We start from the raw sequence: 24271 nt of genomic DNA on the forward strand, positions 1-24271 counted from the left end.
AACCGTTTGTGAATCAGTTCATATCCCCCGCCGTCATTCCTCTTTACGATCCTTGCAAAACCTGAGAAACGTCAGCAGAGACAGGACCGACACATGTTCAGCAACACCCTATTCAGCCGGGTCAGACGTGCGGATAATAATAAAATCGCCGTTATCACTCAATTTCTTCATGATAATTCTCTGAGCATCGACACCACGGTTGAAATATTTATTACCGCAACCCGTAACGGCACACTGGTTGCCTGTGGCGGGCTGGCCGGAAATATTATTAAGTGCGTAGCCATCTGTGAATCAGTGCGGGGCGAAGGCCTGGCACTGACATTAGCCACTGAACTAATTCAACTCGCCTATGAATTAAATCGCCCGCATCTTTTCCTTTATACAAAAATAGAAAACGAAGCTTTATTTTCCCAGTGCGGATTTTACCCCCTGACCCGCGTGCCGGGCCTGATGGTGCTAATGGAAAATAGCGCCACCCGCATTAGCCGTTATGCCCGTGATCTTTCTACCTTCCGTCGTCCGGGAAATAACATTGGCTGCATCGTAATGAACGCCAATCCTTTTACCAACGGACATCGTTATCTGGTGGAAAAAGCCGCCGCGCAGTGCGACTGGCTGCATCTGTTTCTGGTCAAAGAAGACACCTCGCGCTTTCCTTATGCCGACCGACTGGCATTAGTACGGGCCGGAACGCGGGATATTCCCCGCCTGACGGTGCATCAGGGCTCGGACTACATCATTTCCAGGGCGACGTTCCCGTGCTATTTCATCAAAGAGCAGGCGGTGATTAACCATTGCTACACCGAAATTGACCTCAAAATTTTCCGCCAGCATCTGGCCCCGGCGCTCGGCATTACGCATCGCTTCGTTGGCACCGAGCCCTTCTGCCAGGTCACCGCACAGTACAACCATGATATGCGCCACTGGCTGCAAACCACTGAGCTGGCCGCCCCCGCCATTGAACTGGTGGAAATCGAGCGACTGCGCTACGCCGATGAGCCGATCTCCGCTTCGCGGGTGCGCAAACTGTTAGTCAAAAAAGAGTTTGCCGCCATCGCCCCGCTGGTGCCCGCCGACACGCTGACCTGGCTGCAGGCGTTCTCCACCCCGCGCCCGACCGCCTCACAGAATCTTCCCGAACTGGTTACAGGTGAAAAATGAAAATAACCCAATCCGCCGTTGCAGGCACGCTGGAGTCGGGCGATGTGATGATCCGCATCGCGCCGCTTGAGTCGCAGGACATCGACCTGCAAATCCACAGCAGCGTTGAGAAGCAGTTTGGTGACGCCATTCGCGCCACGGTGCTGGAAACGCTGGCGCGCTACAGCGTGCGCGGCGTACAGCTGATCCTCGATGACAAAGGCGCGCTGGACTGCGTGATCCGCGCCCGGCTGGAAACGGTGTTAGTGCGCGCCAGCGACTTCACCGCCCTGCCCTGGGAGCGTGCCCAATGATGACCACCTCCCTGAATCAACGAAAACAGCGTACCCGCCGCAGCATGCTGTTCGTGCCCGGCGCTAACGCCGCCATGGTCAGCAACGCGTTTATCTACCCGGCTGACGCGCTGATGTTTGACCTCGAAGACTCCGTCGCCCTGCGCGAAAAAGACGCCGCGCGCCGCCTGGTATTTCACGCCTTGCAGCACCCGCTGTATCAGGAGGTTGAAACCATCGTGCGCGTGAACGCACTCGATTCAGAATACGGCTTGCAGGATTTGAATGCGGTGGTGCGCGGCGGCGCGGATATCGTGCGCCTGCCGAAAACCGACACCCCGCAGGACGTGCTGGATATCGAAGCAGAAATTCTGCGCATTGAGCGTGAATGCGGTCGCGAACCGGGCAGCACAGGGCTGCTGGCCGCCATCGAATCGCCGCTCGGCATAACCCAGGCCACCGCCATCGCCTTCGCTTCGCCGCGTCTGATTGGCATTGCACTGGGCGCGGAAGACTACGTGCGTAACTTGCGTACCGAACGCTCGGCGGAAGGAACCGAGTTGCTGTTTGCCCGCTGCGCCATTTTGCAGGCCGCCCGCGCCGCCGGTATTCAGGCGTTCGACACCGTTTATTCCGATGCCAATAACGACGCAGGATTCCTGCACGAAGCCGCACACATCAAACAGCTTGGCTTCGATGGCAAATCGTTAATCAACCCGCGCCAGATTGATCTGTTGCACAACCTGTTCGCGCCGACGCAGCAGGAAGTGGATCACGCTCGCCTGGTTATCGACGCCGCTGAAGCCTCCGCCCGGGAAGGCCGCGGCGTAGTGTCGCTGAACGGAAAAATGGTCGACCAGCCGATTATCGAGCGTGCCCGCGTGGTGCTCGCGCGCGTCGCCCTTTCCGGCCTTCGAGAAGAATAAGGAATACCCATGACTGAGCTCACACAGCCGAAACTTTGCGCCTCGCTGGAAGACGCCATTCGCCGCAGCGGCCTGCGTGATGGCATGACCGTCTCGTTTCACCACGCCTTTCGCGGCGGGGATCTCACCGTCAATCAGGTGATGGATGCCATCGCCCGACTCGGGATTAAAAACCTGACGCTGGCTTCCAGTTCGCTCAGCGACTGCCATGCGCCGCTGGTGGAACACATTCGTCACGGCATCGTTTCGAAAATCTACACCTCTGGCCTGCGCGGTCCGTTGGCCGACGCCATTTCCCACGGGCTGCTCGACGAACCGGTGCAAATCCACTCCCACGGCGGGCGTGTGCAGCTGGTTCAGAGTGGAGAGCTGCACATCGACGTGGCGTTTCTCGGCGTACCTGCCTGCGATGATTTTGGTAACGCCAACGGCACCAGCGGCCCCGCCAGCTGCGGCTCGCTGGGCTACGCCAAGGTCGATGCCGCCCACGCCGATTGCGTGGTTCTGCTGACCGAAGCGCTGCGGCCTTATCCCCACTATCCGGCAAGCATTTCCCAGGACGAAGTGAATTTGATCGTGCAGATCGAACGCGTGGGCGATGCCGATAAAATCGGTGCGGGCGCGACCCGCCTGACGACTAACCCACGCGAGCTGCTAATTGCCCGCCGCGCCGCCGACGTCATTGCTGAATCCGGTTATTTCAAAGACGGTTTCTCCCTGCAAACCGGCACCGGCGGGGCTTCTCTGGCGGTCACGCGCTTCCTGTATGACAACATGCGCCGCCAGAACGTGCACGCCGCCTTCGCGCTGGGCGGTATCACCGCCTCGATTGTCGACCTGCATGAAAAAGGCTTCATTACCACGCTGCTCGACGTCCAGAGCTTTGACCGCGCCGCTGCCGATTCGCTGGCCCGCAATCCAGGCCATCGCGAAATCAGCGCCAACCAGTATGCCAACGGCGATTCGAAAGGCGCGTCGGTCAATCGGCTCGACGTCGTGGTGCTGAGTGCGCTGGAAATCGACACACAGTTTAACGTCAACGTGCTGACTGGCTCCGACGGCGTGCTGCGCGGCGCGTCCGGCGGGCATTGCGATACCGCCGCCGGTGCCGCGCTGGCGATTATCGTCGCCCCGCTGGTACGCGGGCGCATTCCCACTCTGGTCGACAAGGTCATCACCTGCGTCACACCGGGTTCCAGCGTGGACATTCTGGTGACCGACCACGGCATCGCCGTGAACCCGGCCCGACCTGAACTTACTGAGCGCCTGTTTACCGCGGGCATACCCATTGTGCCTATCGCCAAACTGCGCCAGCGCGCCCGGCTGCTTACCGGTGATCCGCGTCCCATCGAGGTGACCGACAAGGTGGTGGCCGTGGTTCGCTATCGCGACGGATCTGTTATCGACAATGTGCATCAGGTGAAGGAAACAACCTGAGGTTCGGCGTCGCCCTTACATAAAAAATGCTTACCGGAGAATCGGTTATGTCGATTGCAAAAGATAAGATATGGAAGTTAATTGCGCCGCTGCTGGTGATGCTGGTGCTGTTCTTAATACCGGTTCCCGATGGGATGCCGCCGCAGGCGTGGCACTATTTCTCGGTGTTTGTGGCGATGATTGTCGGCATGATCCTCGAACCCATTCCGGCAACTGCCATCAGCTTTATCGCGGTCACCATTTGCGTTATTGGCAATCAGTTTTTGCTGTTTGACGCCTCTGAACTGGCCAACCCCGATTTTGAAGCCAGCTCGCAGGCACTGAAATGGGGGCTGGCGGGTTTCTCCAGCACCACCGTCTGGCTGGTGTTTGGGGCGTTCATTTTTGCGCTGGGTTATGAAGTCACCGGGCTGGGCCGTCGTATCGCGCTGTTTATGGTCAAGTTTATGGGTAAGCGCACCCTGACGCTCGGCTATGCTATCGTTATCATCGATATTCTGCTGGCCCCGTTTACGCCATCGAATACCGCCCGCACCGGCGGCACCGTTTTCCCGGTGATTAAAAACCTGCCGCCGCTGTTCCAGTCATTCCCCAACGATAAATCATCGCGGCGCATCGGCGGGTATCTGATGTGGATGATGGTTATCAGTACCAGCCTGAGTTCCTCGATGTTCGTGACCGGTGCGGCACCCAACGTGCTGGGGCTTGAGTTCGTCAACAAGATCGCCGGAGTGAACATCAGTTGGCTGCAATGGTTCCTGAGCTTTTTACCTGTGGGGCTGATTCTGCTGGTGGTGGCGCCGTGGCTGTCGTACGTGCTGTACAAACCGGAAGTGACGCACAGCGAGGAAGTCTCCGGCTGGGCGAGCAACGCGCTGTGTGAAATGGGCGCCCTGACCCGCAAAGAGAAAACCTTGATTGGCCTGGTGCTCCTGAGTCTTGGACTATGGGTGTTTGGCGGGGAATATATTGAGGCCACCGCCGTCGGCTTGCTGGCGGTGTCGCTGATGCTGGCGCTGCACGTGGTGCCATGGAAAGAGGTCACCAAATACACCGGGGCGTGGAACACGCTGGTGAACCTTTCGACGCTAGTGGTCATGGCCAACGGCCTGACCCGTTCCGGTTTCATCAAATGGTTTGCCGATACCATGAGCAGTCATCTGGAAGGATTCTCGCCGAACGCGACGGTAGTGGTGCTGGTGTTGGTGTTCTACTTTGCGCACTACCTGTTTGCCAGCCTCTCGGCGCATACCGCTACCATGCTGCCGGTGATTCTGGCCGTCGGGAAAGGCATTCCGGGCGTGCCGATGGAACATCTGTGCATTCTGCTGGTGCTGTCGATTGGCATCATGGGCTGCCTGACGCCGTACGCCACCGGACCCGGCGTCATCATCTATGGTTGCGGCTACGTGAAGTCGAAAGATTACTGGCGGCTGGGCGCGATTTTCGGGGTGATTTATATCGCCATGCTGCTGTTGGTCGGCTGGCCGATCCTCGCCATGTGGAGCTAAATGATTTTTCAGTGCTAACAGCCGCTATCACAATGCCAGTCAATTAAACCTGCCTGGCATTTTTATGATTAAATAGAAGGTATTCGGCGTTTTAATTACCCACGGACCCTCCTATGAAAAGCTTATGGAAAATGCTGCCCATCCTGGCGGCTACCAGCCTCCCTGCGCTGGCCGCAGACAGCATGCCGTTACAACCTGCAAAGTACCCTGATTTCGACAGCTACGTGCTGGCGCTCTCCTGGCAAACCGGCTTTTGCCAGAGCATGCAGGACAATCACCGTAACGAACCGAGCGAATGCCGGACCCAGAAAGAAGTGGCCGATAAAACAAATTATCTGACGGTGCACGGCCTGTGGCCGAGCCTGCCTGAATCTATCGCCGCCCGTGGCGTGGACAATCGCCGCTGGATGCGTTTCGGCTGTGCGACGCGCCCGGTGCCGAACATGCCTGAAGTCCGCGGTAACCGAAAATGCTCGGCGGCAGAAACAGGCCTCTCGCTGGAAATGGCCAACAAGCTGAACAATGTAATGCCGGGTAGCGGCGGCGGTTCGTGTCTGGAACGCTATGAATACGCCAAGCACGGCGTCTGTTTTGGCTTCGATCCGGATGCCTATTTCGGCACCATGGTGCGCCTGAACGGGGAGATCAAGCAGGGTGCTTTAGGATCTTTCCTCGCGCAAAACTACGGCAAAACCGTCAGCCGGAATGACTTCAATGCCGCCGTGGCCAAAAGCTATGGCAAAGAAGGCGTGAAAGCGTTCAAGCTAACCTGCAACGGCAAACCGGCCTACCTGACCGAAATGCAGATTGCTATCAAATCCAGCGCCATCAATGCGCCGCTGGCAGCAGGCTCGCTGCTGCCACAGCCGCATCCGGGCAACTGCGGTTCACAGTTCGTAATTGATAAAGCCGGAAACTAATCTCGACGCCGGGCAATTCGCATTTGCCCGGTTCGCTTCATCACCCGCATTCTCCCCTTCTCCTTTTAACCTTCAGCACGTTAATCCTTCGTCTTATTCCATCGATTTTTCTTATAAGCGGACACGCATCACACTTCCCTGTTAGCGCATCAAAAATCCTGAAAATGCATTATTTGTCTGGTAACAGAACCCAGAAGTCTCTGAGCATAATCAGTTCCGACTTTTACTGATGGAGTTCAGCATGGCGAAGAAACTGATTGCACTTTGTGCCTGTCCGATGGGACTGGCCCATACCTTTATGGCTGCGCAAGCGCTGGAAGATGCCGCAACCGAAGCCGGTTACGAGGTCAAAATTGAAACCCAGGGGGCCGATGGCATCCAGAACCGGCTGACGGCACAGGATATCGCCACCGCCGATATCATCATTCACGCCATCGCCATTACCCCGGAAGACAACGAGCGCTTTGAAACGCGCGACGTCTATGAGATTTCCCTCCAGGACGCCATTAAAAATGCCGCGGGCACCCTGAAAGAAATCGAAGAGCTGATAGCCGCCGAGCAACAATAATCCTCAACAGCAAGGGTGTGTGAAATGGCAATAAAAAAACGCAGCGCCATTCGTCCTGTCTCGTCTGACGGCGAGACCATTGCACTGGCAACAACGCCCGTAGAATCGGGCTCTTCCTTCTGGAAAGAACTCCCTCAGCACATTATGTCGGGCATTTCCCGCATGGTGCCGACGCTTATCATGGGCGGGGTTATTCTCGCCATTTCGCAGCTGATTGCTTACGTCTGGCTGGAAATCCCGCCGGACACCGGGATTATGGACGCGCTGAATTCCGGCAAATTCACCGGGTTTAATCTGTCGGTGCTGAAGTTCGGTTACCTGACGGAATCGTTCGGCGGGCTGCTGTTCAGCTTCGCCATCCCGATGTTTTCCGCCTTCGTCGCGAACTCCAACGGCGGCAAGCTGGCGTTTCCGGCGGGCTTTATCGGTGGACTGGTTGCCACTCAGCCAACGCTGGTGCTGAATTTCGATCCGGAAAAACTGAGCTGGCTGGCCAGCAAACCGGTGCCATCAACCTTTATCGGCGCACTGATTATCGCCATCGCCGCCGGGTATCTGGTGAAATGGCTGAACGCCCGCATCGCCGTGCCGCAGTATCTGCTGGCGTTCAAAAGCACCTTCTTAATTCCAATTCTCTCCGCGTTGTTCGTGATGCTGGCGATATATTACGTCATCACCCCGATTGGTGGCTGGCTGAACGGCGGTATGCGTACGCTGCTGCTGGCGGCAGGTCAGGCTGGCTCAATGATGTACGCCATCGGTATGGCGGCGGCCACGGCCATTGACCTCGGCGGCCCGATTAACAAAGCGGCAGGGTTTGTGGCGCTCGGTTTCACCACCGACCACGTGCTGCCGATTACCTCCCGTGCGGTGGCGATTGTGATCCCGCCGATTGGTCTGGGCCTTGCCACACTGATTGACCGTCGTCTGACCGGCAAACGCCTGTTCAGCCCGCAGCTTTATCCGCAGGGTAAAACCGCGATGTTTCTCGCCTTTATGGGCATCAGCGAAGGTGCGATTCCGTTCCTGCTGGAAAACCCAATCGCCACCCTGCCCGCGTATATGACAGGGGCCATCGCAGGAGCAATGACCGCCTCAGCGCTCGGCGCGGTGCAATGGTTCCCGGAATCAGCCATCTGGGCCTGGCCGCTGGTGACCAATCTCGGCGCCTACATGCTGAGTATCGCGGTTGGCGCAGTGATCACCGCCTTGCTGGTGGTGCTTATCCGCAACAGCCTGCACAAACTTGGCAAGCTGGCCATCGACGCGATGTAAGAGGAAAACGGATATGGCTTTACTGACCGCAATACGTGACTGGATGACGCATCAACGGATAGACGCAGTGATCCTCTCGTCACGCCAGAACAAGCTCGCGCATCTGGGTTTTTCGAGCAGTTCGGGCTACGTGCTGGTGACCCGGCGACACGCGCACATTCTGGTGGATTTTCGCTATTACAGCGATGTCGCCACCCGCACTCACGGCTACCAACTTCATCGGCTGGAAAGCGGTCGCCCGATGAGCGCCATCGTCAACCAGATTGCGCAAGAAGAAGGGTTACAGCGCATTGGTTTTGAAGGCGAACAGGTCAGCTGGCAAACGGCGAGCGAATGGCATGATTCCCTGCGCCCGACGCTGGTTAGCGTGTCGCCTGATACGCTGCGGCAGGTGAAAACCGCTGAGGAAATCGCAACGATTCGCGAGGCCTGTCGCATTGCTGACGCCACCGCCAGCCATATCCGTCGTTTTATCCAGCCCGGTATGCGGGAACGCGAAGTCGCCGCCGAGCTGGAATGGTTTATGAAACAACAAGGGGCAGAGAAACCCTCGTTCGAGACTATCGTTGCCAGTGGTCCTCGCGGCGCGCTGCCTCACGGCAAAGCGTCCGAGAAAATCATTGTGGCAGGCGAACTGGTGACGCTCGATTTTGGCGCCCAATACCAGGGGTATTGTTCCGACATGACCCGCACCTTTCTGGTTGCGGGCCGCTATGCCAACGTGGAAACGTCACCACTGTACGCGGTGTACCAGACCGTGCTGGAAGCGCAGCTGGCAGCCATCGCCGCCGTGCGTCCGGGTGTGGCGTGTCAGTCCGTCGACGGCGCTGCCCGGGAGCACATCACCCGCGCGGGCTACGGGCCGAAATTTGGTCACAACACCGGACATGCCATCGGCATCGACGTGCATGAAAACCCACGCTTTTCACCGTCCGACACCACCCTGCTGCGTCCCGGAATGCTGCTGACCGTTGAACCCGGTATTTACCTGGAAGACGAAGGCGGCGTGCGCATTGAAGACGTTGTGCTGGTCACCGAGGACGGCGCGGAAGTGTTGTATCACACTCCAAAAACGCTGCTGATGACAGGAGAAGCGTAATGGATTTCGCGTTACTGAAAGCGCTAAGTGAAGCCGATGCCATCGCCGCTTCCGAGCAGGAAGTCCGACAAATTCTACTGCGCGAAGCCGACGCATTGGGCAAAGAGGTGCAGTTTGACGGACTCGGTTCAGTGCTTATACGCCTGAACGAAAGCCACGGCCCGAAAGTTATGGTCTGCGCGCACATGGATGAAGTGGGCTTTATGGTGCGCAGCATTTCGTCGACCGGCGCTATCGACGTTATCCCAATTGGCAACGTGCGCATGACCGCGCGCGAACTGCAACCGGTACGGATAACCACCCGCGGCGGCGGTAAAATCAACGGGCTGCTGGACGGCGAGCGTCACGGAAGCGACGTGGCAAAACTGCGCGTCGATATTGGGGCCTGCAGCGCCGATGAAGTGGCCGAAGCGGGTGTGGAGCCTGGCGATCGCGTCACATTCGCCACACCGTTTAGCGAATTGCCGCACAACCGGGTGATGGGCAAAGCCTTCGACGATCGCCTCGGCTGCTATCTGTTGGTCACGCTGCTGCGCGAGTTACATTCCACGCCGCTGAATGCTGAAGTGTGGCTGGTCGCCAGCTCGAGCGAAGAGGTTGGCCTGCGCGGCGGACAAACCGCCACCCACAAACTTCAGCCCGATCTTGCGCTGGTGCTCGACACTGCCTGTTGGGCGAAAAACTTTGATTACGGCAGCGACAATCATCGTCAGATTGGCGAAGGTCCGATGCTGGTGATGTACGATAAAACGCTCATTGCGCCGCCGAAACTCACCGCCTGGGTAGAAGACACGGCTGCGCAGCAGGCCATTTCTCTGCAACGGGATATGTTCAGCAACGGCGGTACCGACGGCGGCGCGGTGCATCTTTGCGGCAACGGCATTCCAACGGTGGTGCTCGGCCCGCCTACCCGCCACGGCCACTGCGCCGCCTCCATTGCCGACGCCGGAGACATTGACCTCACCCATCAGCTGCTGGTGGCGATGCTTCACGATATCAACGCCAAAACCGTTTCTCGTCTGATGGATTTCAGATGCTGATTTTGCGCTTACAGGAACCGCTATGCTGACTCTCGATTTTCTCTGTCCGTTGCCCAACGGCCTGCATGCCCGCCCGGCCTGGGCGCTGAAGGAACAATGCAGTGCGTGGCAAAGCGATATTCGCTTTATCAACCATCGCCTGAGTACCCACGCCGATGGCAAAAGCTCGCTGGCGCTGGTCAGCACCGGCACGTTATTCAACGACAGCTGCTCGCTGGAAATCAGCGGCAGCGATGAAGAACCAGCCCGCCGCGCGCTGGAAATATATCTTGAGCAGCACTTTATCGACAGCGATAGCGTGCTGCCCGCCGTGGCCTCGCCTACAGCGCACCCGCTACCGCGTTCGCTTTCACGCCTGAATCCCCGTTTACTGACCGGCAACGTACTTGCGAGCGGCATCGGATTTGGGGAAATCACCCTCTGGCGCAGTGACAGTCTCGACGGCTACCGCGCTATTGCGGCAAGCCCGGAAGACATGACCCGACTGGAGCACAGCCTGGCGGAACTCGCCGACAGCCTGAACCAGCAATTGCGGGTGCTCGGCGGCGAAAGCAAAACCATACTCAGCGCCCATTTGTCGCTGATTCAGGATGAAGAGTTTGCCAGCAATATCCGCCGTATTATGCGTGACAATAAGCAGGGCCTGGCGGCGGCAATTATCGATAACATGGACGCCATCTGCGACAAACTGCTGGCATCGAGCAGCGATTATCTGCGTGAACGCGCCAGTGACATCCGCGACATCAGCGAGCGCTTGCTGCACATCACCTGGCCGCGGCACCGCAATCAGGACGTACTGCGCCTGACCCAGCCGACCATTCTGGTGGCGGAAGATTTAACGCCCAGTCAATTTCTTAGCCTCGACCTGACACAGCTCAAAGGCATGGTGCTGGAGAAAACTGGTCGCACTTCGCACACGCTGATCCTCGCCCGCGCCTCCTCCATCCCGGTACTTAACGGCTTTAGCGTGGCGGAACTCAGCGGCCTGGAACATCGCCAGGCAGTGCTCGACGGACAGTGCGGCGTGCTGGTTCCGGAACCGGATGACGCGGTAATGGGCTATTACACCCTCGCGCGGGAACTCGACGACAAACGCGTGGCGCGCCAGACCCAGGATGCCGCGTTACCCGCGCTGTCACGCGATGGGCAGCGCATCGAAGTGGCCGCCAACATTGGCAGCGCGCTGGAAGCGCCGGGCGCATTCAGTAACGGCGCGGAAGGCGTGGGCCTGTTTCGCAGCGAAATGCTGTACATGGACCGCCAAAACCCGCCGGATGAGCAGGAACAATTTGAGGCCTATCAGCAGGTGCTGCTGGCAGCGGGTGATAAACCGGTTATTTTCCGCACCATGGATATCGGCGGCGATAAGCCTCTGAGCTACTTGAATATTCCGCATGAGGAAAATCCGTTCCTCGGCTACCGCGCGGTGCGGATTTACCCGGAATTTGTCGGACTGATTCGTACCCAGTTGCGGGCTATTCTGCGGGCGGGCGCATACGGAAACGCACAGTTGATGATCCCGATGGTGCACAGCCTCGACCAAATTCTGTGGATCAAAAGCCAGCTACAGCAGGTTAAAGCCGACCTTCAGGCCGAAGGTTTACGCTTTGCCGCCAGCCTGCCGCTGGGGATCATGGTTGAGGTGCCGTCGGTGTGTTACATCATCGACCATTTCTGCGACGAGGTGGATTTCTTCAGCGTCGGCTCCAACGATATGACGCAATATTTATACGCCGTGGATCGCAACAACCCCCGGGTTTCGCCGCTGTACAACCCAATAACGCCGTCGTTCCTGCGAATGCTGCGCCAGATTGTCAGCGTCGCCCATCGACACGGAAAAGGGGTCGGCATTTGCGGCGAACTGGGCGGCGAAAGCCGTTATCTGCCGCTTTTGCTGGGCCTGGAACTGGATGAACTGAGCATGAGCGGGCCGCGTATCCCGGCGGTGAAAAGTCAGCTGCGTCAGCTCGACAGCACTGCCTGCCGTGAACTGGCTAACAAAGCGTGTGAATGCCGCAGCGCCGATGACATTGAAACGCTGCTGCGCGAATTCACGCCGGAGGAGGACGCGCGTCCGTTGCTGGCGCTGGAGAACATTCTGTTCACCGACCGTCCTTTGCGCAAAGAGCAGATTATCCAGCTGCTCTGCGGCAATCTGGCGGTCAACGGGCGCACTGAGCATCCGCTGGAGCTGGAAGAGGATATCTGGCAGCGCGAAGAAATCGTCACCACTGGCGTTGGGTTTGGTGTGGCGATCCCGCACACCAAATCAGCATGGATCCGCCACTCCAGTATCAGTATCGCGCGGCTGCCGGCGCTGACCGACTGGCAGTCGGAAATGGGCGACGTTGAACTGGTGATAATGCTGACGCTCGGAGAGCACGAAGGAATTAACCATGTGAAAGTCTTTTCCCAGCTGGCGCGCAAACTGGTCAACAAAACCTTCCGTCAGTCGCTGCTGGAAGCCACCGATGCGCAGGCGATCCTGACGCTATTAAGCGAAGAACTGAGCCTGTAGCGCTTACAGGAACCGCGCGCGGTACTCTCCCGGCGTCAGGCCAAACTGACGCCGGAACAATCGACTGAAATAGTCTCCATCCGGATAACCACAGCGCAGCGCCACATCGCCAATCGACAACTGGTATTTCTGCAAAATCATCCGCGCTTTCGCCATCCTCACCCAGCGCAGATAATCGACAAAACTCATGGTGCCCTGCTGACTGAACAGTCGTGACAGGTGGTTTGGCGTGATATTGAAAAACGCCGCCACGTCTTCGCGCGTCAGCGGTCTGGCGTAGTTATCCTGGATCCAGTTACAAATACTTTGATAGAGAAACTGCGGGCGTGACGGCACCGCACTCATTTCCGTGGCCGTGCTTTTTCGACACAAATGTAAAAAGCTTAACACCAGCGGCTGGATAATTTGCTGCTCCAGCGGACAACGACTGAGCAGCGTCAGTGCGGTGAGCATCGCCTCCCCTTCACCGTGCTGCTGATGCGGAAACTCCACCTTACGCAGCGGCGCGGGTGTACTGCCGTTGCGGGTGTCGTAAAACGCCATCCCGGTCCATGCCGGGGCGAAAACCATACTCAGCACCATCGCCGAACGCGTGAACATCGGCTGATTGGCGGCGCGCGGCGGAATAAACAACATTTCACCCTGAGCCAGCGTGCACTGGGTTTCATCCAGCGCATTGCCGTATTCGCCGCGCAGCACGATTTCAAGGCGCGGCATGTCCAGACATAACGCCCCTGCGGGAAGTGATCTTGCCGAACTGGCAAACCATACACGGCCCAGACGTTGCGGATTGAGCACCAGCCCACTGAGCAAATCGGCAAAGAAACGGCGGTCGGCAGGAAGAGGGGTCACCGGCATCATCTGGCCCTGAATAATGGGAAACGATGAGTGTAACCCGATGGGGATAAATGTGAACGCCCGGCACGTCACGGACCGGGCTGAGCGATTACGATCTCAGGAATGTCAGCAAATCATCGTTAATTTGCTGTTTATGGGTGGTGCAAATGCCATGAGAGCCGCCTTTGTAGACCTTAAGTTCAGCGTCCGGCAGAATTTCCGCCGCCACTTTACCGCAGGTTTCGAATGGCACAATCTGATCGTCATCACCGTGAATGACCAGCGTCGGGATGGCCATGCGTTTTAAATCTTCCCGCAGGTCGGTTTCTGAAAACGCTTTAATGCAGTCATAAAGCCCTTTGATAGAGCCTTGTAACCCCTGTGCTGCGAAGCTCGCCCGCACCGCTTCCGACACGCTTGCCCCTGAGCGGTTATAGCCATAAAACGCCATCGACAGCTCATGGAAGAATGCGCCGCGATCGTTCACCACGCCCTGACGGATACCGTCGAACACCTCAATGGGCACACCGTTGGGGTTAAAATCGGTTTTCACCATAATTGGCGTCACCGCGCTGATCAGCACCGCTTTTGTCACCCGCTCTGTGCCGTGGCGGCCAATGTAACGCGCCACTTCGCCACCGCCAGTGGAATGCCCGACGTGTACGGCATCCTTCAAATTAAGATGGGCCGTGAGTTCCGCCAAATCGTCAGCGTACTGATCCATATTATTTCCGTCCCATGACTGCGAGGATCGCCCGTGACCGCGCCTGTCGTGGGCTATCACCCGGAAGCCTTTCTCGCCCAAAAACAGCATCTGGTCTTCAAACGCATCCGCCGTCAGAGGCCAGCCGTGGCTGAATACCACGGGCTGCCCGCTCCCCCAATCTTTGAAATAGAGAGTACTGCCATCTTTTAGGGTCAGTGTGTCGTAACCACTCATGGGATCTCCTGGTTCCTGGTCATGCTGGCGCCGGATGGCGCAGCGGTGCTTAAGAAGCATATGCCAGATTTGAAATCGATCACGTTTATCGAACAAATATTGTCCAAATCGATAATTGTTTCGGATATTTGAAGTGGCTCCCAAAGTGTTAATAAATGTGTCAAAGCATATTTACAACACCCGCCATGTTACCAGTATCATGTTACCGGTATCAGTGATAAACGCAGGGATTACGCCAGGCTATCACTATCACTTTGGCTGTCACGTTACAGAGGATATAAAGATGACAGAAGTTACGAACGCATTGGGAGCCGGTACGCTGCTCGGTATCGCCGCAGGGGCTGTAGCACTGCTGCTGGTCTTGATCATGCGCTTCAAAGTGCATGCCTTTTTAGCCTTAACGCTGGTCAGCATCGTAGTGGCGCTACTGACGAAAGTTCCGTTTGATAAAGTGGTGCCGACCCTGTTGACAGGCTTCGGCGGTACGCTGGCTGGCGTTGCGCTGCTGGTGGGCCTGGGGGCGATGATTGGCCGACTGCTGGAAGTCTCCGGCGGTGCAAAAGTGCTGGCTGATACGCTGATTAACAAATTTGGTGCGCATCGCGCGCCGTTCGCGCTCGGTGTGGCGTCGCTGCTGTTCGGCTTCCCTATCTTCTTCGACGCCGGTCTGGTGGTGATGCTGCCGATTATCTTCAGCGTCGCCAAACAGTTTGGCGGTTCTACGCTGAAATACGCCTTCCCGGCTGCGGGTGCGTTCGCAGTCATGCATGCGCTGGTGCCGCCACATCCTGGCCCGGTTGCCGCGGCTGAACTGCTCGGCGCGAACATTGGTCTGCTGGTGATTGTTGGTCTGATTATCGCCCTGCCGACCTGGTATCTTGGTGCATACCTGTACGGGCTGTATGCCGGGAAAAAATTCGACATTAAACTGCCGTCTTCCTTCCTCGGAGCGGTCGAAGCCGATCCCAACCACAAGCCGCCTTCATTCGGCATGGTGCTGACCATTCTGCTGATGCCGCTGGTGCTGATTTTCCTCGAAACCGGCCTCAATACCGCGACGGTGCTGGGTTGGGTGGCGAAAGACGACACGCTAGTGAACTTCCTGCGTATGCTGGGCAAAACCCCGGTGGCGCTGCTGATTACCGTGTTCTTCGCCCTGATGGTGTTCAGCCGTCAGCACAGCCTTAAGCATCTGGAAAAAATCTGTGACGGTGCATTAGGCCCAATCTGCGGCATCATTCTGGTGACCGGCGCGGGCGGTATGTTCGGTGGCGTTCTGCGCGCCAGCGGAATTGGCGATGCGCTGGCAGGCGTGTTGTCCGATACCGGGATGCCGGTCATCGTAGCTGCGTTCGTGATTGCGACAGCGCTGCGTGTGGCGCAAGGTTCCGCCACGGTTGCATTGACCACTACCGCCGCGCTGGTTGCGCCGATGGTCCACGCCACAACCGGTATCAGCCAACTCGACCTGTGCTTTATCGTGGTCGCCATCGCCGGTGGCGCAACGGTGCTGTCGCACGTGAACGACTCCGGTTTCTGGCTGGTTGGCCGCTTCCTCGAAATGGATGAAAAAACCACGCTGAAAACCTGGACGGTGATGGAAACGCTGCTTGGCGGCCTCGCCTTCCTGTTCGCGCTGGTTGGTAGCCTTATCTTCTAATGTGAGCTATATCCAAAATAATTCGCGTTACATCGCGGCGGCAAGAGAATGAGTCCCGATGAACGTAGTAACCTAAGTGATTCGGGCGAGTGAACGTAGCCAACAAAGATGCAGCTTGAAGAATGGCGGGTATAAATCACTTCAAAGATCCGACCACAGTCAGTATCATGGTCAGACCCTAAACCCTCGTCCTGAACGACGAGGGTTTTCTTTTGGAAACAAGTCGCTGGATCTCAACCTGGAAAACATGGAGTCAACAATGACCAGACCCGCCATCATCATTAATGAGTTCGATGCCGAACGGATTGACCGCCTGCTGGAACGACCAGAGTGGGCAACCTCCCCGGTTGCGGCTGCGCTGAATGACGAACTGGATCGGGCGCAGATGTGCTCCCCGCAGGAGATGCCGCACAATGTGGTCAGCATGAACAGCCAGATCCGCTTCCGCGATTTGAGCACCCAGGAAGAACGCGTGCGTACGCTGGTGTTCCCGGCCAACATGACCGACAGTGCAACGCAGCTTTCCGTTCTGGCGCCGGTCGGGGCGGCACTGCTTGGCCTTCGCGTGGGTGATTCCATTCACTGGTCGCTGCCGAACGGCACTGAAACACATTTAGAAGTGCTTGAGCTGCTGTATCAGCCAGAAGCCGCCGGTGAATTTAACCGCTAAGCGCATCTGAATGACTTTTCAGAGGATGTCATCCACATCCTCTTTCCGTTTCCCTTCTCCACAAAACTTTACCCTCCCTTTACCGTCTGAAAGTGATATTTGCGACGTGAATGGCACAAAGAAGTCGCCGAATATGCTTGTATATATGCAGGATCGTTACATGGAGGTCATTGTATGTATAACACCATCATAATGCCGGTTGATGTCTTCGAAATGGCGCTGAGTGACAAGGCCGTTCGTCATGCGGAATTTCTCGCCCAGCAGGAAGGCATTATCCATCTTTTGCATGTCCTACCCGGCTCCGCGAGCCTGACCATGAGCCGCTTTGCCGCCGATTTACGTCGCTTTGAAGAGCACCTATACCATGAGGCGGAAACGCGCCTGAAAACCATGGTTGACCATTTCAGCATCGACCCTTCGCGGATCAAACCCCATGTGCGGATGGGCAACGTGCGTGACGTGGTGAATGAACTGGCCGAAGAGCTTAAGGCCGACGTGGTGGTGATTGGCTCGCGCAATCCGTCCATTGCCACGCACCTGCTCGGCTCCAACGCCTCGAGCGTGATTCGTCACGCACACGTGCCGGTGCTGGTAGTGCGGTAATTCCCCTGCCAGTCCAGCCGTAAAAAAAGAGGCTACCTTTCGGTAGCCTCTTTACATTGCAGGTGTGGTCTTACTTTTTTGTATTACGCCGTTTTGGTGCGTATCAGGTAATCAAACGAACTCAGAGAAGCTTTAGCGCCTTCGCCGGTCGCGATAATAATTTGTTTGTACGGCACAGTAGTGCAGTCGCCCGCCGCAAACACGCCCTTCACGCTGGTTTCGCATTTGGCATCAATGATGATTTCGCCCATGCGATTGCGCTCAATCGCGCCTTCCAGCCAGGTCGTGTTTGGCAGCAGACCAATCTGCACAAAGATGCCGGACAGTGGGATCTGATGTGTGTCGCCGCTGACGCGATCGCGATACTCCAGCCCAACCACACGGGTGCCGTCGCCTTTCACTTCGGTCGTTTGCGCGTTCAGAATGATGTCGACGTTTTTCAGGCTGCGCACTTTATCCTGTAGCACCTGGTCGGCTTTCATCTCTGGGGCAAATTCCAGCAGCGTAACGTGTTCAACAATACCCGCCAGATCGATAGCCGCTTCCACACCGGAGTTACCGCCGCCGATCACCGCCACGCGTTTGCCTTTGAACAGCGGGCCGTCGCAGTGCGGGCAGTAGGTCACGCCTTTGGTGCGATATTGATCTTCGCCCGGGACGTTCATGTTGCGCCATTTCGCGCCAGTGGCAATGATAACGCTGCGCGCTTTCAGCACCGCGCCAGACGCTGTTTCAACCTGATGGAGACCGCCTTCCGTCGCCGCAGGCGTCAGTTTGCTGGCACTCTGGGAATCGATAACGTCCACGTCATAATCGGAAACGTGCTGCTTAAGCGCGCCTGCCAGTTTCTGACCTTCAGTTTTCGGCACTGAGATGTAGTTTTCGATGTCGACGGTATCGAGCACCTGGCCGCCAAAGCGTTCGCCCATCAAGCCAGTGCGGATGCCTTTACGGGCAGAGTAAACCGCCGCCGCCGCACCCGCCGGGCCGGAGCCGACGATCAGTACATCGTAAACATCACGTTTGTTGAGTTCTTCCGCCGCACGTTTCTCCGCGCCGGTGTCCACTTTTGCCACGATCTCTGCCAGCGTCATGCGACCATGACCAAATTCCTGACCGTTCACAAACACCGCCGGAACGCCCATCACGTTGCGATCGATAATTTCATTCTGGAACACGCCACCGTCAATCGCGGTGTGCTTGATACGTGGGTTCAGCACCGCCATCAGGTTTAGCGCCTGCACCACGTCCGGGCAGTTGTGGCAAGAGAGCGAGTAATAGGTTTCGAATTCGAAATCGCCGTCCAAATCACGGATTTGCTCCAGCAGCGCCTGCGCTTCTTTTGACGGATGGCCGCCGGTCCACAGCAGTGCCAGCACCAGCGAAGTAAATTCATGACCCAGCGGAGAGCCTGCAAAGCGCGGCCCGTGAGTGGATCCCGGATTGGTAATCAGGAATGAAGGCTTGCGCACCGGCAGGCTGTTATCTTCTTTGAAGGTTACCTTCGGGGAGAGTTCGGCGATTTCCGCCAGCAGTTCCTTGATTTCTGCCGATTTAGCGCTGTCATCCAGCGTGGCAATCAGCTCAACAGGTTTCGTCAGTTTCTCAAGGTAGGCCTTGAGCTGGGTTTTCATGTTTGTGTCGAGCATTGTTCTTCCCTCTCATAAAACATCATCATGCGAGCGGCCTTGTGCGGGCAGCTTGCATCATGGTGTTTGGATTAAAACGGGTGCATAACTGCCCCCGCTTAATGACCATTTTTCAAAGGATTTTGCTTCAGAGTAAGGCGGCGAACTCTTAAGTCCCCGGGAGCTTACATAAGTAAGTGACCGGGGTGCGAGAGTGAAGCCAACGCAGCTATGGAGCAAAAACCGAAGAAAAATTAGATTTTGCCGACCAGGTCCAGGGATGGAGCCAGCGTCGCGTCACCTTCTTTCCATTTCGCCGGGCACACTTCGCCTGGGTGGGAGGCTACGTACTGTGCCGCTTTCACTTTGCGCAGCAGGTCAGATGCGTCACGACCGATGCCTTCAGCAGTAACTTCAATGGCCTGAATGATGCCCTGCGGGTCAACGATGAAGGTACCACGGTCAGCCAGGCCTTCGTCTTCACGCATGTTTTCAAAGTTACGGGTCAGGGCGCCAGTTGGGTCGCCGATCATCGCGTATTTGATTTTGGCGATGGTGTCGGAGCTGCTGTGCCACGCTTTATGGGTGAAGTGGGTGTCAGTAGACACGGAGTAAATATCTACACCCAGTTTCTGGAATTCTTCGTAATGGTCGGCCACGTCGCCCAGTTCGGTCGGGCAAACGAAGGTAAAGTCAGCCGGATAGAAGAAGAACACACTCCAGCGACCTTCGGTGTCTTTCTCAGTGACTTCTACGAATTCGCCGTTTTTGAAAGCCTGGTTTTTGAAAGGTTTGATTTTGGTGTTAATTAAGGACATCTGTACTTCCTCCGTGTTGTCGTTGGGAAGTAAGGTAACTAACTTTGACTCAACGGGCCAATGCGTTTCCTTTATCAAATCAATAAGCGTTAGCTAACAAACTGCCACAACGATTTTAATGAACCCTGAACGTAAAAAGGCCACCTTTTCAGGCGGCCCCGTTACCTGAAAGCCCCTGGGGGATTCAGTGCCAGCAAGCTGGCTGTGCGTTGCGCTCTACAAAACCTTGTTAAAGGTCGTAATAGCGGGAAGGATTAGACCATTCACCTTATGTAAGAGCAATTGCACCACGCCGGGGTCTTATCTATGGTTGTGATAGGCTCTACCATTCATTGGATATCATCCACTTATTTTACAAGGATTTACTATGCGTAAACTCGCCCTGCTGCTCACTTTGGCCCCTTTTCTGGCGACAGCTGAAGAGCTACCCGCGCCGGTAAAAGCGATAGAGAAACAAGGGATTACGATAATCAAATCTTTCGACGCACCGGGCGGCATGAAAGGCTATCTCGGTAAATATCAGGACATGGGCGTGACCATCTATGTCACGCCGGACGGCAAGCACGCCATTTCGGGTTACATGTATGACGACAAAGGCACTAACCTCAGCGAACAGTTGATTCAGAAGGATATTTACGCCCCGGCGGGCCGCGAACTGTGGCAGAAAATGGAAAAAGCGAGCTGGATCCTCGACGGTAAAGAATCGGCACCACGCGTGATTTATGTCTTCGCCGATCCGTTCTGCCCGTACTGCAAACAGTTCTGGCAACAGGCGCGTCCGTGGATTGAGTCCGGCAAAGTGCAGTTACGTACGCTGATGGTGGGCGTTATCAAACCAGAAAGCCCGGCGACGGCCGCCGCAATCATGACCAGCAAGGATCCTGCGAAAACGTGGCATGATTACGAACAATCCGGCGGAAAACTGAAGCTCGACGTGCCAGCGTCGGTCGCACCGGCGCAGATGCAAATATTAAACGATAACCAGAAAATCATGGATGAATTAGGCGCCAACGCCACGCCAGCAATTTATTATCTCAACGAGGACAATACGCTCCAGCAGGTAGTCGGCCTACCTGATGCTGAAAATCTGAAAGCGATGATGGGCGAAAAATAAGTGAGTGGGTAAGGCGATATATTAATTGCCTTACCTTATTTAACTCCCTACACACATTTATTTTCCTGCCCATTTTAATATTCATAAAATGCATGATTAACAAATCATTATACATCCAGTATATATTTAAAATTGCAGAATGTAATTTACTAAAATGCTTATTTTATATATGTTGTATTTATAAAAGGACAAAAGAAAAGGCAATTGAATGTCAATTTATAAACTTCCTCTTCAGCAAAACGTCTTAACCGCAGCAACCGACAGAATAAACTGGATGCTCAATAATTTTGAGCGCGTTTGCATCTCATTTTCCGGTGGAAAAGACTCAACGGTTATGCTCCACTTGGCCGGACTAATAGCCAGAAAACAGAATAAAAGGTTCAGCGTTTTATTTATTGATTGGGAGGCGCAGTTCAGCAGCACAATTCAACATTGTGAAGACATGCGGGCGGAATATGCCGATGTCATCGACACTTTTTATTGGGTCGCATTGCCGTTGACGACCCCAAATGCCTTAACCCAATTCACACCGCAGTGGTGTTGTTGGGAACCCGATACGCCGTGGGTGCGCCAGCCGCCAGCCGATGCAATAACGGATCCGGCGTTTTTCCCGTTTTACCAACCGGGCATGACGTTCGAAGAATTTGTCAGTCATTTTGCCGGGTGGTTCGCTCAGAATCGTCCCGCAGCAGTCAGTATCGGGATCCGTGCTGATGAATCCTACACCCGCTTTTTAGCCGTAGCCGCAAAGGATAAACTGCGGTTTGCCGATGACAAACCCTGGACCAGTATGGCTCGGGGCGGCCACACCTGGTACGTCTACCCCCTCTACGACTGGAAAACAGCCGACATCTGGACATGGTTTTCACGCACCGCGCTGCACTATAACCCGTTGTACAACCTGATGTATCAGGCCGGCGTCCCGCTGCGCTATATGCGTATTTGCGAACCGTTTGGGCCCGAACAGCGCCAGGGATTGTGGCGCTATCACGTCCTCGAACCAGAGAGCTGGGCCGCCATGTGCAAGCGCGTCGGAGGCGTCAACTGCGGCGGGATTTACGCCGGTCACGACAATCAATTCTATGGTCACCGAAAGATGGAAAAACCCGAAGGTTACAGCTGGGAAACCTACGCCCTCTTTTTGCTCGAAACCATGCCCCCCTCAACCGCAAATCACTACCGCAATAAAATTGCCGTGTACCTTCAATGGTACAAAAAACACGGGATGGACGTCATCCCCGATACCCAGCCGAAGGATATTGCGGCGAAGGATACCCCTTCCTGGCGACGGATCTGCAAGGTGCTACTGAACAACGATTACTGGTGCCGAATGCTGTCGTTCAGCCCAACGAAGGCGAAACACTATCAGCGCTACAACCAGCGCATCGCGACTAAACGTCAGGAATGGGGAATTTTATGCAACAGCAAATGATTGAACAGATGACCGACTGGCTGACCACGCTACCGGAAAAAGAACGTATTGAGGCTATTAATAATTTCCGTCGAGCGCTGCACCGGGAAAGTCCGTTCCGCGATGAGCCCGTGGACTGCGTATTATGGATAAAACAGGAGAACATCGCGCCGAACGATTACAACCCCAACAATGTCGCCCCGCCTGAAAAGCGGCTGCTGCTGAAATCGCTGGAAACTGACGGATTTACTCAGCCGATTGTGGTGCATGGCCCCCATAACAATCTGTACGAAATTGTGGATGGTTTTCACCGACATCAGCTGGCGAAATCAAAATCCGTACTCAAAAAGCGGCTGAAAGAGTATGTGCCCGTCAGCATCCTGCATTCAGAAATCGAGGATGAACCCGCTCGCATGGCATCGACCATCCGTCACAACCGGGCACGCGGCCGCCATCAAATCAACGCCATGGCAGAAATTGTACGAGAGCTCACCCAACTTGGCTGGACGGATGAAAAAATGGGGGTGGAACTTGGGATGGATGCCGATGAAGTTCTGCGCTTACGGCAAATTAACGGTCTGCTGGATATGTTCAGCGACCGCCAATTTTCCGAAGCGTGGACGGTAAAATAGTCAGAGTTTGCACAGCCTTTCAGCGGCGGCCAGCAGCGTCGATTCCTGTTTAGCGAAGCACAGTCGGATAAGCTTGTGTGGAAAAGGATCGGCGCAGAATACCGACAACGGGATCGCCGCCACGCCCACTTCTGTGGTCAGCCACTGACAGAAACTCACGTCGTCGAGGCTGGAAATGGCACTGTAATCCGCCAGCAGGAAATAGGTACCTTCACAGGGCAAAATTTCGAGGCGACTGTTGCCGAGCGCTTCAATAAACAGATCGCGACGTGCACGATAGAAATCCGGCAGTTCGCGGTAATGTTCCGGCGCGTTACGCAGCATATCCGCCAGCGCCAGCTGTGCCGGGGTATTCACCGCAAACGTCAGATACTGATGCACTTTGCGCAGCTCGGCGCTAATTTCCGCCGGGGCCACACAGTACCCGACTTTCCAGCCGGTCATGTGAAAGGTTTTACCGAATGACGACACCGCCACAGAGCGCTCGCGCAGCTGCGGATGCGCCAACACGCTGGCGTGTCCTTCGGCGGCAAAACAGATGTGCTCGTACACTTCGTCGCTCAGCACGTAGATTTCATGATCGGCAATCGCCTGCCACAGCGCCTCAAAATCACTTTTCAGCCAGACGGTGGCCGACGGATTATGCGGCGTGTTAAGAATAACCAGCCGGGTTTTGTCGCTCAGCAGTTCGGCAAACGCCTGCCAGTCCACGCGAAAATGCGGCGGCTGCAGGGCAATACGCTTGAGAATGCCGCCGGACAGCTCCACTGCAGGCGCATAGCTGTCGTAGCTCGGGTCAAAGCAGATAACTTCATCACCTTCACGCACCAGTGCGGTGATCGCTGCATACAGCGCTTCGGTCGCCCCGGCGGTGACGGTGATGTCGGTATTGGCATCCGGCGTATACCCGTAAAGCTCCGCCGTTTTCGCCGCAATCGCCTCACGCAGTGCCGGTACGCCAGTCATCGGCGCATACTGATTCGCCCCCTGAGCCACATGGAATGCCAGACGCTCCTGCAAATAGCGCGGTCCGTCGAAATCAGGGAACCCCTGCGACAGGTTAATCGCCTGATATTCGTGTGCCAGGGCGCTCATCTGCGTAAAGATCGTTGTGCCCAAATTAGGGAGTTTACTCTGCGGAATCAGTCGGTTATGGCTCATTATCGTTTTACCCGAATGTAATGCGGTTGTTGCTGACACTATAACACGATGTTAGTATTTGGCAATCAAG

The 24271-nt window shown here is 56.0% G+C and carries 21 protein-coding genes and 1 pseudogene; 17 read left to right on the forward strand and 5 right to left on the reverse strand.

Annotation, left to right across the window (positions count from 1 at the left end):
- Window positions 1-93: 93 nt before the first annotated feature.
- From citC to ptsP, 11 genes and pseudogenes are all read left to right on the forward strand, one after another.
- Window positions 94-1161, forward strand: coding sequence for a [citrate (pro-3S)-lyase] ligase (gene citC / locus MUU51_RS19780; RefSeq protein WP_258968418.1), 1068 nt, complete (start codon window positions 94-96; stop codon window positions 1159-1161).
- Window positions 1158-1454 carry a citrate lyase acyl carrier protein gene (gene citD / locus MUU51_RS19785; protein ID WP_258968419.1) on the forward strand — a complete coding sequence of 99 codons (297 nt, stop codon included), beginning with the start codon at window positions 1158-1160 and terminating at the stop codon, window positions 1452-1454. Before citC ends, citD begins: the two co-directional genes overlap by 4 nt.
- Window positions 1451-2359: an aldolase/citrate lyase family protein gene (locus tag MUU51_RS19790; RefSeq protein WP_159774286.1), complete on the forward strand. Its 909-nt coding sequence runs from the start codon at window positions 1451-1453 to the stop codon at window positions 2357-2359. Before citD ends, MUU51_RS19790 begins: the two co-directional genes overlap by 4 nt.
- 30 nt (window positions 2360-2389) lie before the next feature.
- Window positions 2390-3796 (forward strand): annotated as a pseudogene (gene citF / locus MUU51_RS19795) (citrate lyase subunit alpha); the annotation flags it as partial.
- 47 nt (window positions 3797-3843) lie between these two features.
- Window positions 3844-5307 carry an anion permease gene (locus MUU51_RS19800; RefSeq protein WP_258968420.1) on the forward strand — a complete coding sequence of 488 codons (1464 nt, stop codon included), beginning with the start codon at window positions 3844-3846 and terminating at the stop codon, window positions 5305-5307.
- Window positions 5308-5420: 113 nt separating this feature from the next.
- Window positions 5421-6227 carry a ribonuclease I gene (gene rna / locus MUU51_RS19805; RefSeq protein WP_159774292.1) on the forward strand — a complete coding sequence of 269 codons (807 nt, stop codon included), beginning with the start codon at window positions 5421-5423 and terminating at the stop codon, window positions 6225-6227.
- Window positions 6228-6468: 241 nt separating this feature from the next.
- Window positions 6469-6795, forward strand: coding sequence for a PTS fructose transporter subunit IIB (locus MUU51_RS19810; RefSeq protein WP_110512408.1), 327 nt, complete (start codon window positions 6469-6471; stop codon window positions 6793-6795).
- Window positions 6796-6819: 24 nt separating this feature from the next.
- Complete coding sequence (locus MUU51_RS19815; protein ID WP_258968421.1) at window positions 6820-8070, forward strand: PTS fructose transporter subunit IIC; 1251 nt, start codon at window positions 6820-6822, stop codon at window positions 8068-8070.
- A 13-nt stretch (window positions 8071-8083) separates the two neighbouring features.
- A complete protein-coding gene (ypdF, locus tag MUU51_RS19820) occupies window positions 8084-9169 on the forward strand; it encodes an aminopeptidase (RefSeq protein ID WP_159774296.1) in 1086 nt (361 codons plus the stop codon).
- Entirely contained in the window at window positions 9169-10209 is a 1041-nt protein-coding gene (gene ypdE, locus MUU51_RS19825) for an aminopeptidase (protein WP_159774298.1), read from the forward strand. The genes ypdF and ypdE overlap by 1 nt, the downstream gene beginning before the upstream one ends.
- Before the next feature lie 22 nt (window positions 10210-10231).
- Window positions 10232-12727 (forward strand): phosphoenolpyruvate--protein phosphotransferase, encoded by a 2496-nt coding sequence (ptsP, locus tag MUU51_RS19830; protein WP_159774300.1) that lies wholly within the window; start codon window positions 10232-10234, stop codon window positions 12725-12727.
- Window positions 12728-12730: 3 nt separating this feature from the next.
- Here ptsP and MUU51_RS19835 read toward each other — a convergent pair whose 3' ends face one another.
- Window positions 12731-13585, reverse strand: a complete 855-nt coding sequence (locus MUU51_RS19835; RefSeq protein WP_159774438.1) for a helix-turn-helix domain-containing protein — start codon at window positions 13583-13585, stop codon at window positions 12731-12733.
- 88 nt (window positions 13586-13673) lie between these two features.
- Window positions 13674-14504 carry an alpha/beta fold hydrolase gene (locus MUU51_RS19840; protein WP_159774302.1) on the reverse strand — a complete coding sequence of 277 codons (831 nt, stop codon included), beginning with the start codon at window positions 14502-14504 and terminating at the stop codon, window positions 13674-13676.
- Between the two features lie 283 nt (window positions 14505-14787).
- Here MUU51_RS19840 and MUU51_RS19845 point away from each other — a divergent pair, with 283 nt between their 5' ends.
- The 3 genes from MUU51_RS19845 (at window position 14788) to uspG (ending at window position 17437) form a co-directional block, all read left to right on the forward strand.
- Window positions 14788-16164, forward strand: coding sequence for a GntP family permease (locus MUU51_RS19845; RefSeq protein ID WP_159774304.1), 1377 nt, complete (start codon window positions 14788-14790; stop codon window positions 16162-16164).
- 259 nt (window positions 16165-16423) lie between these two features.
- A complete protein-coding gene (gene rnk, locus MUU51_RS19850) occupies window positions 16424-16834 on the forward strand; it encodes a nucleoside diphosphate kinase regulator (protein ID WP_159774306.1) in 411 nt (136 codons plus the stop codon).
- A gap of 174 nt (window positions 16835-17008) precedes the next feature.
- Window positions 17009-17437: a universal stress protein UspG gene (gene uspG, locus MUU51_RS19855; protein ID WP_159774308.1), complete on the forward strand. Its 429-nt coding sequence runs from the start codon at window positions 17009-17011 to the stop codon at window positions 17435-17437.
- Window positions 17438-17520: 83 nt separating this feature from the next.
- On the opposite strand, the gene ahpF is transcribed toward uspG, so the two are convergent.
- Both ahpF and ahpC read right to left on the reverse strand, forming a co-directional pair.
- Window positions 17521-19086, reverse strand: coding sequence for an alkyl hydroperoxide reductase subunit F (gene ahpF / locus MUU51_RS19860; protein ID WP_258968422.1), 1566 nt, complete (start codon window positions 19084-19086; stop codon window positions 17521-17523).
- Window positions 19087-19319: 233 nt separating this feature from the next.
- On the reverse strand, window positions 19320-19883 hold the full coding sequence (gene ahpC, locus MUU51_RS19865) for an alkyl hydroperoxide reductase subunit C (RefSeq protein ID WP_159774312.1): 564 nt from the start codon (window positions 19881-19883) through the stop codon (window positions 19320-19322).
- 367 nt (window positions 19884-20250) lie between these two features.
- On the opposite strand from ahpC, the gene dsbG reads away from it, so the two are divergent.
- From dsbG to MUU51_RS19880, 3 genes are all read left to right on the forward strand, one after another.
- Window positions 20251-20997: a thiol:disulfide interchange protein DsbG gene (gene dsbG / locus MUU51_RS19870; protein ID WP_159774314.1), complete on the forward strand. Its 747-nt coding sequence runs from the start codon at window positions 20251-20253 to the stop codon at window positions 20995-20997.
- A 208-nt stretch (window positions 20998-21205) separates the two neighbouring features.
- A complete protein-coding gene (locus MUU51_RS19875) occupies window positions 21206-22429 on the forward strand; it encodes a phosphoadenosine phosphosulfate reductase (RefSeq protein ID WP_258968423.1) in 1224 nt (407 codons plus the stop codon).
- A complete protein-coding gene (locus MUU51_RS19880) occupies window positions 22414-23040 on the forward strand; it encodes an IbrB-like domain-containing protein (RefSeq protein ID WP_258968424.1) in 627 nt (208 codons plus the stop codon). Before MUU51_RS19875 ends, MUU51_RS19880 begins: the two co-directional genes overlap by 16 nt.
- Here the strand turns inward: MUU51_RS19880 and MUU51_RS19885 are convergent, their stop codons facing one another.
- Window positions 23041-24201, reverse strand: a complete 1161-nt coding sequence (locus MUU51_RS19885) for a pyridoxal phosphate-dependent aminotransferase (protein ID WP_258968425.1) — start codon at window positions 24199-24201, stop codon at window positions 23041-23043.
- Between the last annotated feature and the right edge of the window lie 70 nt (window positions 24202-24271).

This window comes from Scandinavium manionii (genome assembly GCF_024764775.1).
Taxonomy (GTDB): Bacteria; Pseudomonadota; Gammaproteobacteria; order Enterobacterales; family Enterobacteriaceae; genus Scandinavium; species Scandinavium manionii.

What these genes read in the sequence shown, in the direction of transcription:
- citC (WP_258968418.1), top strand. Translation starts at nt 94, where the DNA reads ATGTTCAGCAACACCCTATTCAGCCGGGTCAGACGTGCGGATAATAAT.
- citD (WP_258968419.1), top strand. Translation starts at nt 1,158, where the DNA reads ATGAAAATAACCCAATCCGCCGTTGCAGGCACGCTGGAGTCGGGCGAT.
- MUU51_RS19790 (WP_159774286.1), top strand. Translation starts at nt 1,451, where the DNA reads ATGATGACCACCTCCCTGAATCAACGAAAACAGCGTACCCGCCGCAGC.
- MUU51_RS19800 (WP_258968420.1), top strand. Translation starts at nt 3,844, where the DNA reads ATGTCGATTGCAAAAGATAAGATATGGAAGTTAATTGCGCCGCTGCTG.
- rna (WP_159774292.1), top strand. Translation starts at nt 5,421, where the DNA reads ATGAAAAGCTTATGGAAAATGCTGCCCATCCTGGCGGCTACCAGCCTC.
- MUU51_RS19810 (WP_110512408.1), top strand. Translation starts at nt 6,469, where the DNA reads ATGGCGAAGAAACTGATTGCACTTTGTGCCTGTCCGATGGGACTGGCC.
- MUU51_RS19815 (WP_258968421.1), top strand. Translation starts at nt 6,820, where the DNA reads ATGGCAATAAAAAAACGCAGCGCCATTCGTCCTGTCTCGTCTGACGGC.
- ypdF (WP_159774296.1), top strand. Translation starts at nt 8,084, where the DNA reads ATGGCTTTACTGACCGCAATACGTGACTGGATGACGCATCAACGGATA.
- ypdE (WP_159774298.1), top strand. Translation starts at nt 9,169, where the DNA reads ATGGATTTCGCGTTACTGAAAGCGCTAAGTGAAGCCGATGCCATCGCC.
- ptsP (WP_159774300.1), top strand. Translation starts at nt 10,232, where the DNA reads ATGCTGACTCTCGATTTTCTCTGTCCGTTGCCCAACGGCCTGCATGCC.
- MUU51_RS19835 (WP_159774438.1), bottom strand. Translation starts at nt 13,585, where the DNA reads ATGCCGGTGACCCCTCTTCCTGCCGACCGCCGTTTCTTTGCCGATTTG.
- MUU51_RS19840 (WP_159774302.1), bottom strand. Translation starts at nt 14,504, where the DNA reads ATGAGTGGTTACGACACACTGACCCTAAAAGATGGCAGTACTCTCTAT.
- MUU51_RS19845 (WP_159774304.1), top strand. Translation starts at nt 14,788, where the DNA reads ATGACAGAAGTTACGAACGCATTGGGAGCCGGTACGCTGCTCGGTATC.
- rnk (WP_159774306.1), top strand. Translation starts at nt 16,424, where the DNA reads ATGACCAGACCCGCCATCATCATTAATGAGTTCGATGCCGAACGGATT.
- uspG (WP_159774308.1), top strand. Translation starts at nt 17,009, where the DNA reads ATGTATAACACCATCATAATGCCGGTTGATGTCTTCGAAATGGCGCTG.
- ahpF (WP_258968422.1), bottom strand. Translation starts at nt 19,086, where the DNA reads ATGCTCGACACAAACATGAAAACCCAGCTCAAGGCCTACCTTGAGAAA.
- ahpC (WP_159774312.1), bottom strand. Translation starts at nt 19,883, where the DNA reads ATGTCCTTAATTAACACCAAAATCAAACCTTTCAAAAACCAGGCTTTC.
- dsbG (WP_159774314.1), top strand. Translation starts at nt 20,251, where the DNA reads ATGCGTAAACTCGCCCTGCTGCTCACTTTGGCCCCTTTTCTGGCGACA.
- MUU51_RS19875 (WP_258968423.1), top strand. Translation starts at nt 21,206, where the DNA reads ATGTCAATTTATAAACTTCCTCTTCAGCAAAACGTCTTAACCGCAGCA.
- MUU51_RS19880 (WP_258968424.1), top strand. Translation starts at nt 22,414, where the DNA reads ATGCAACAGCAAATGATTGAACAGATGACCGACTGGCTGACCACGCTA.
- MUU51_RS19885 (WP_258968425.1), bottom strand. Translation starts at nt 24,201, where the DNA reads ATGAGCCATAACCGACTGATTCCGCAGAGTAAACTCCCTAATTTGGGC.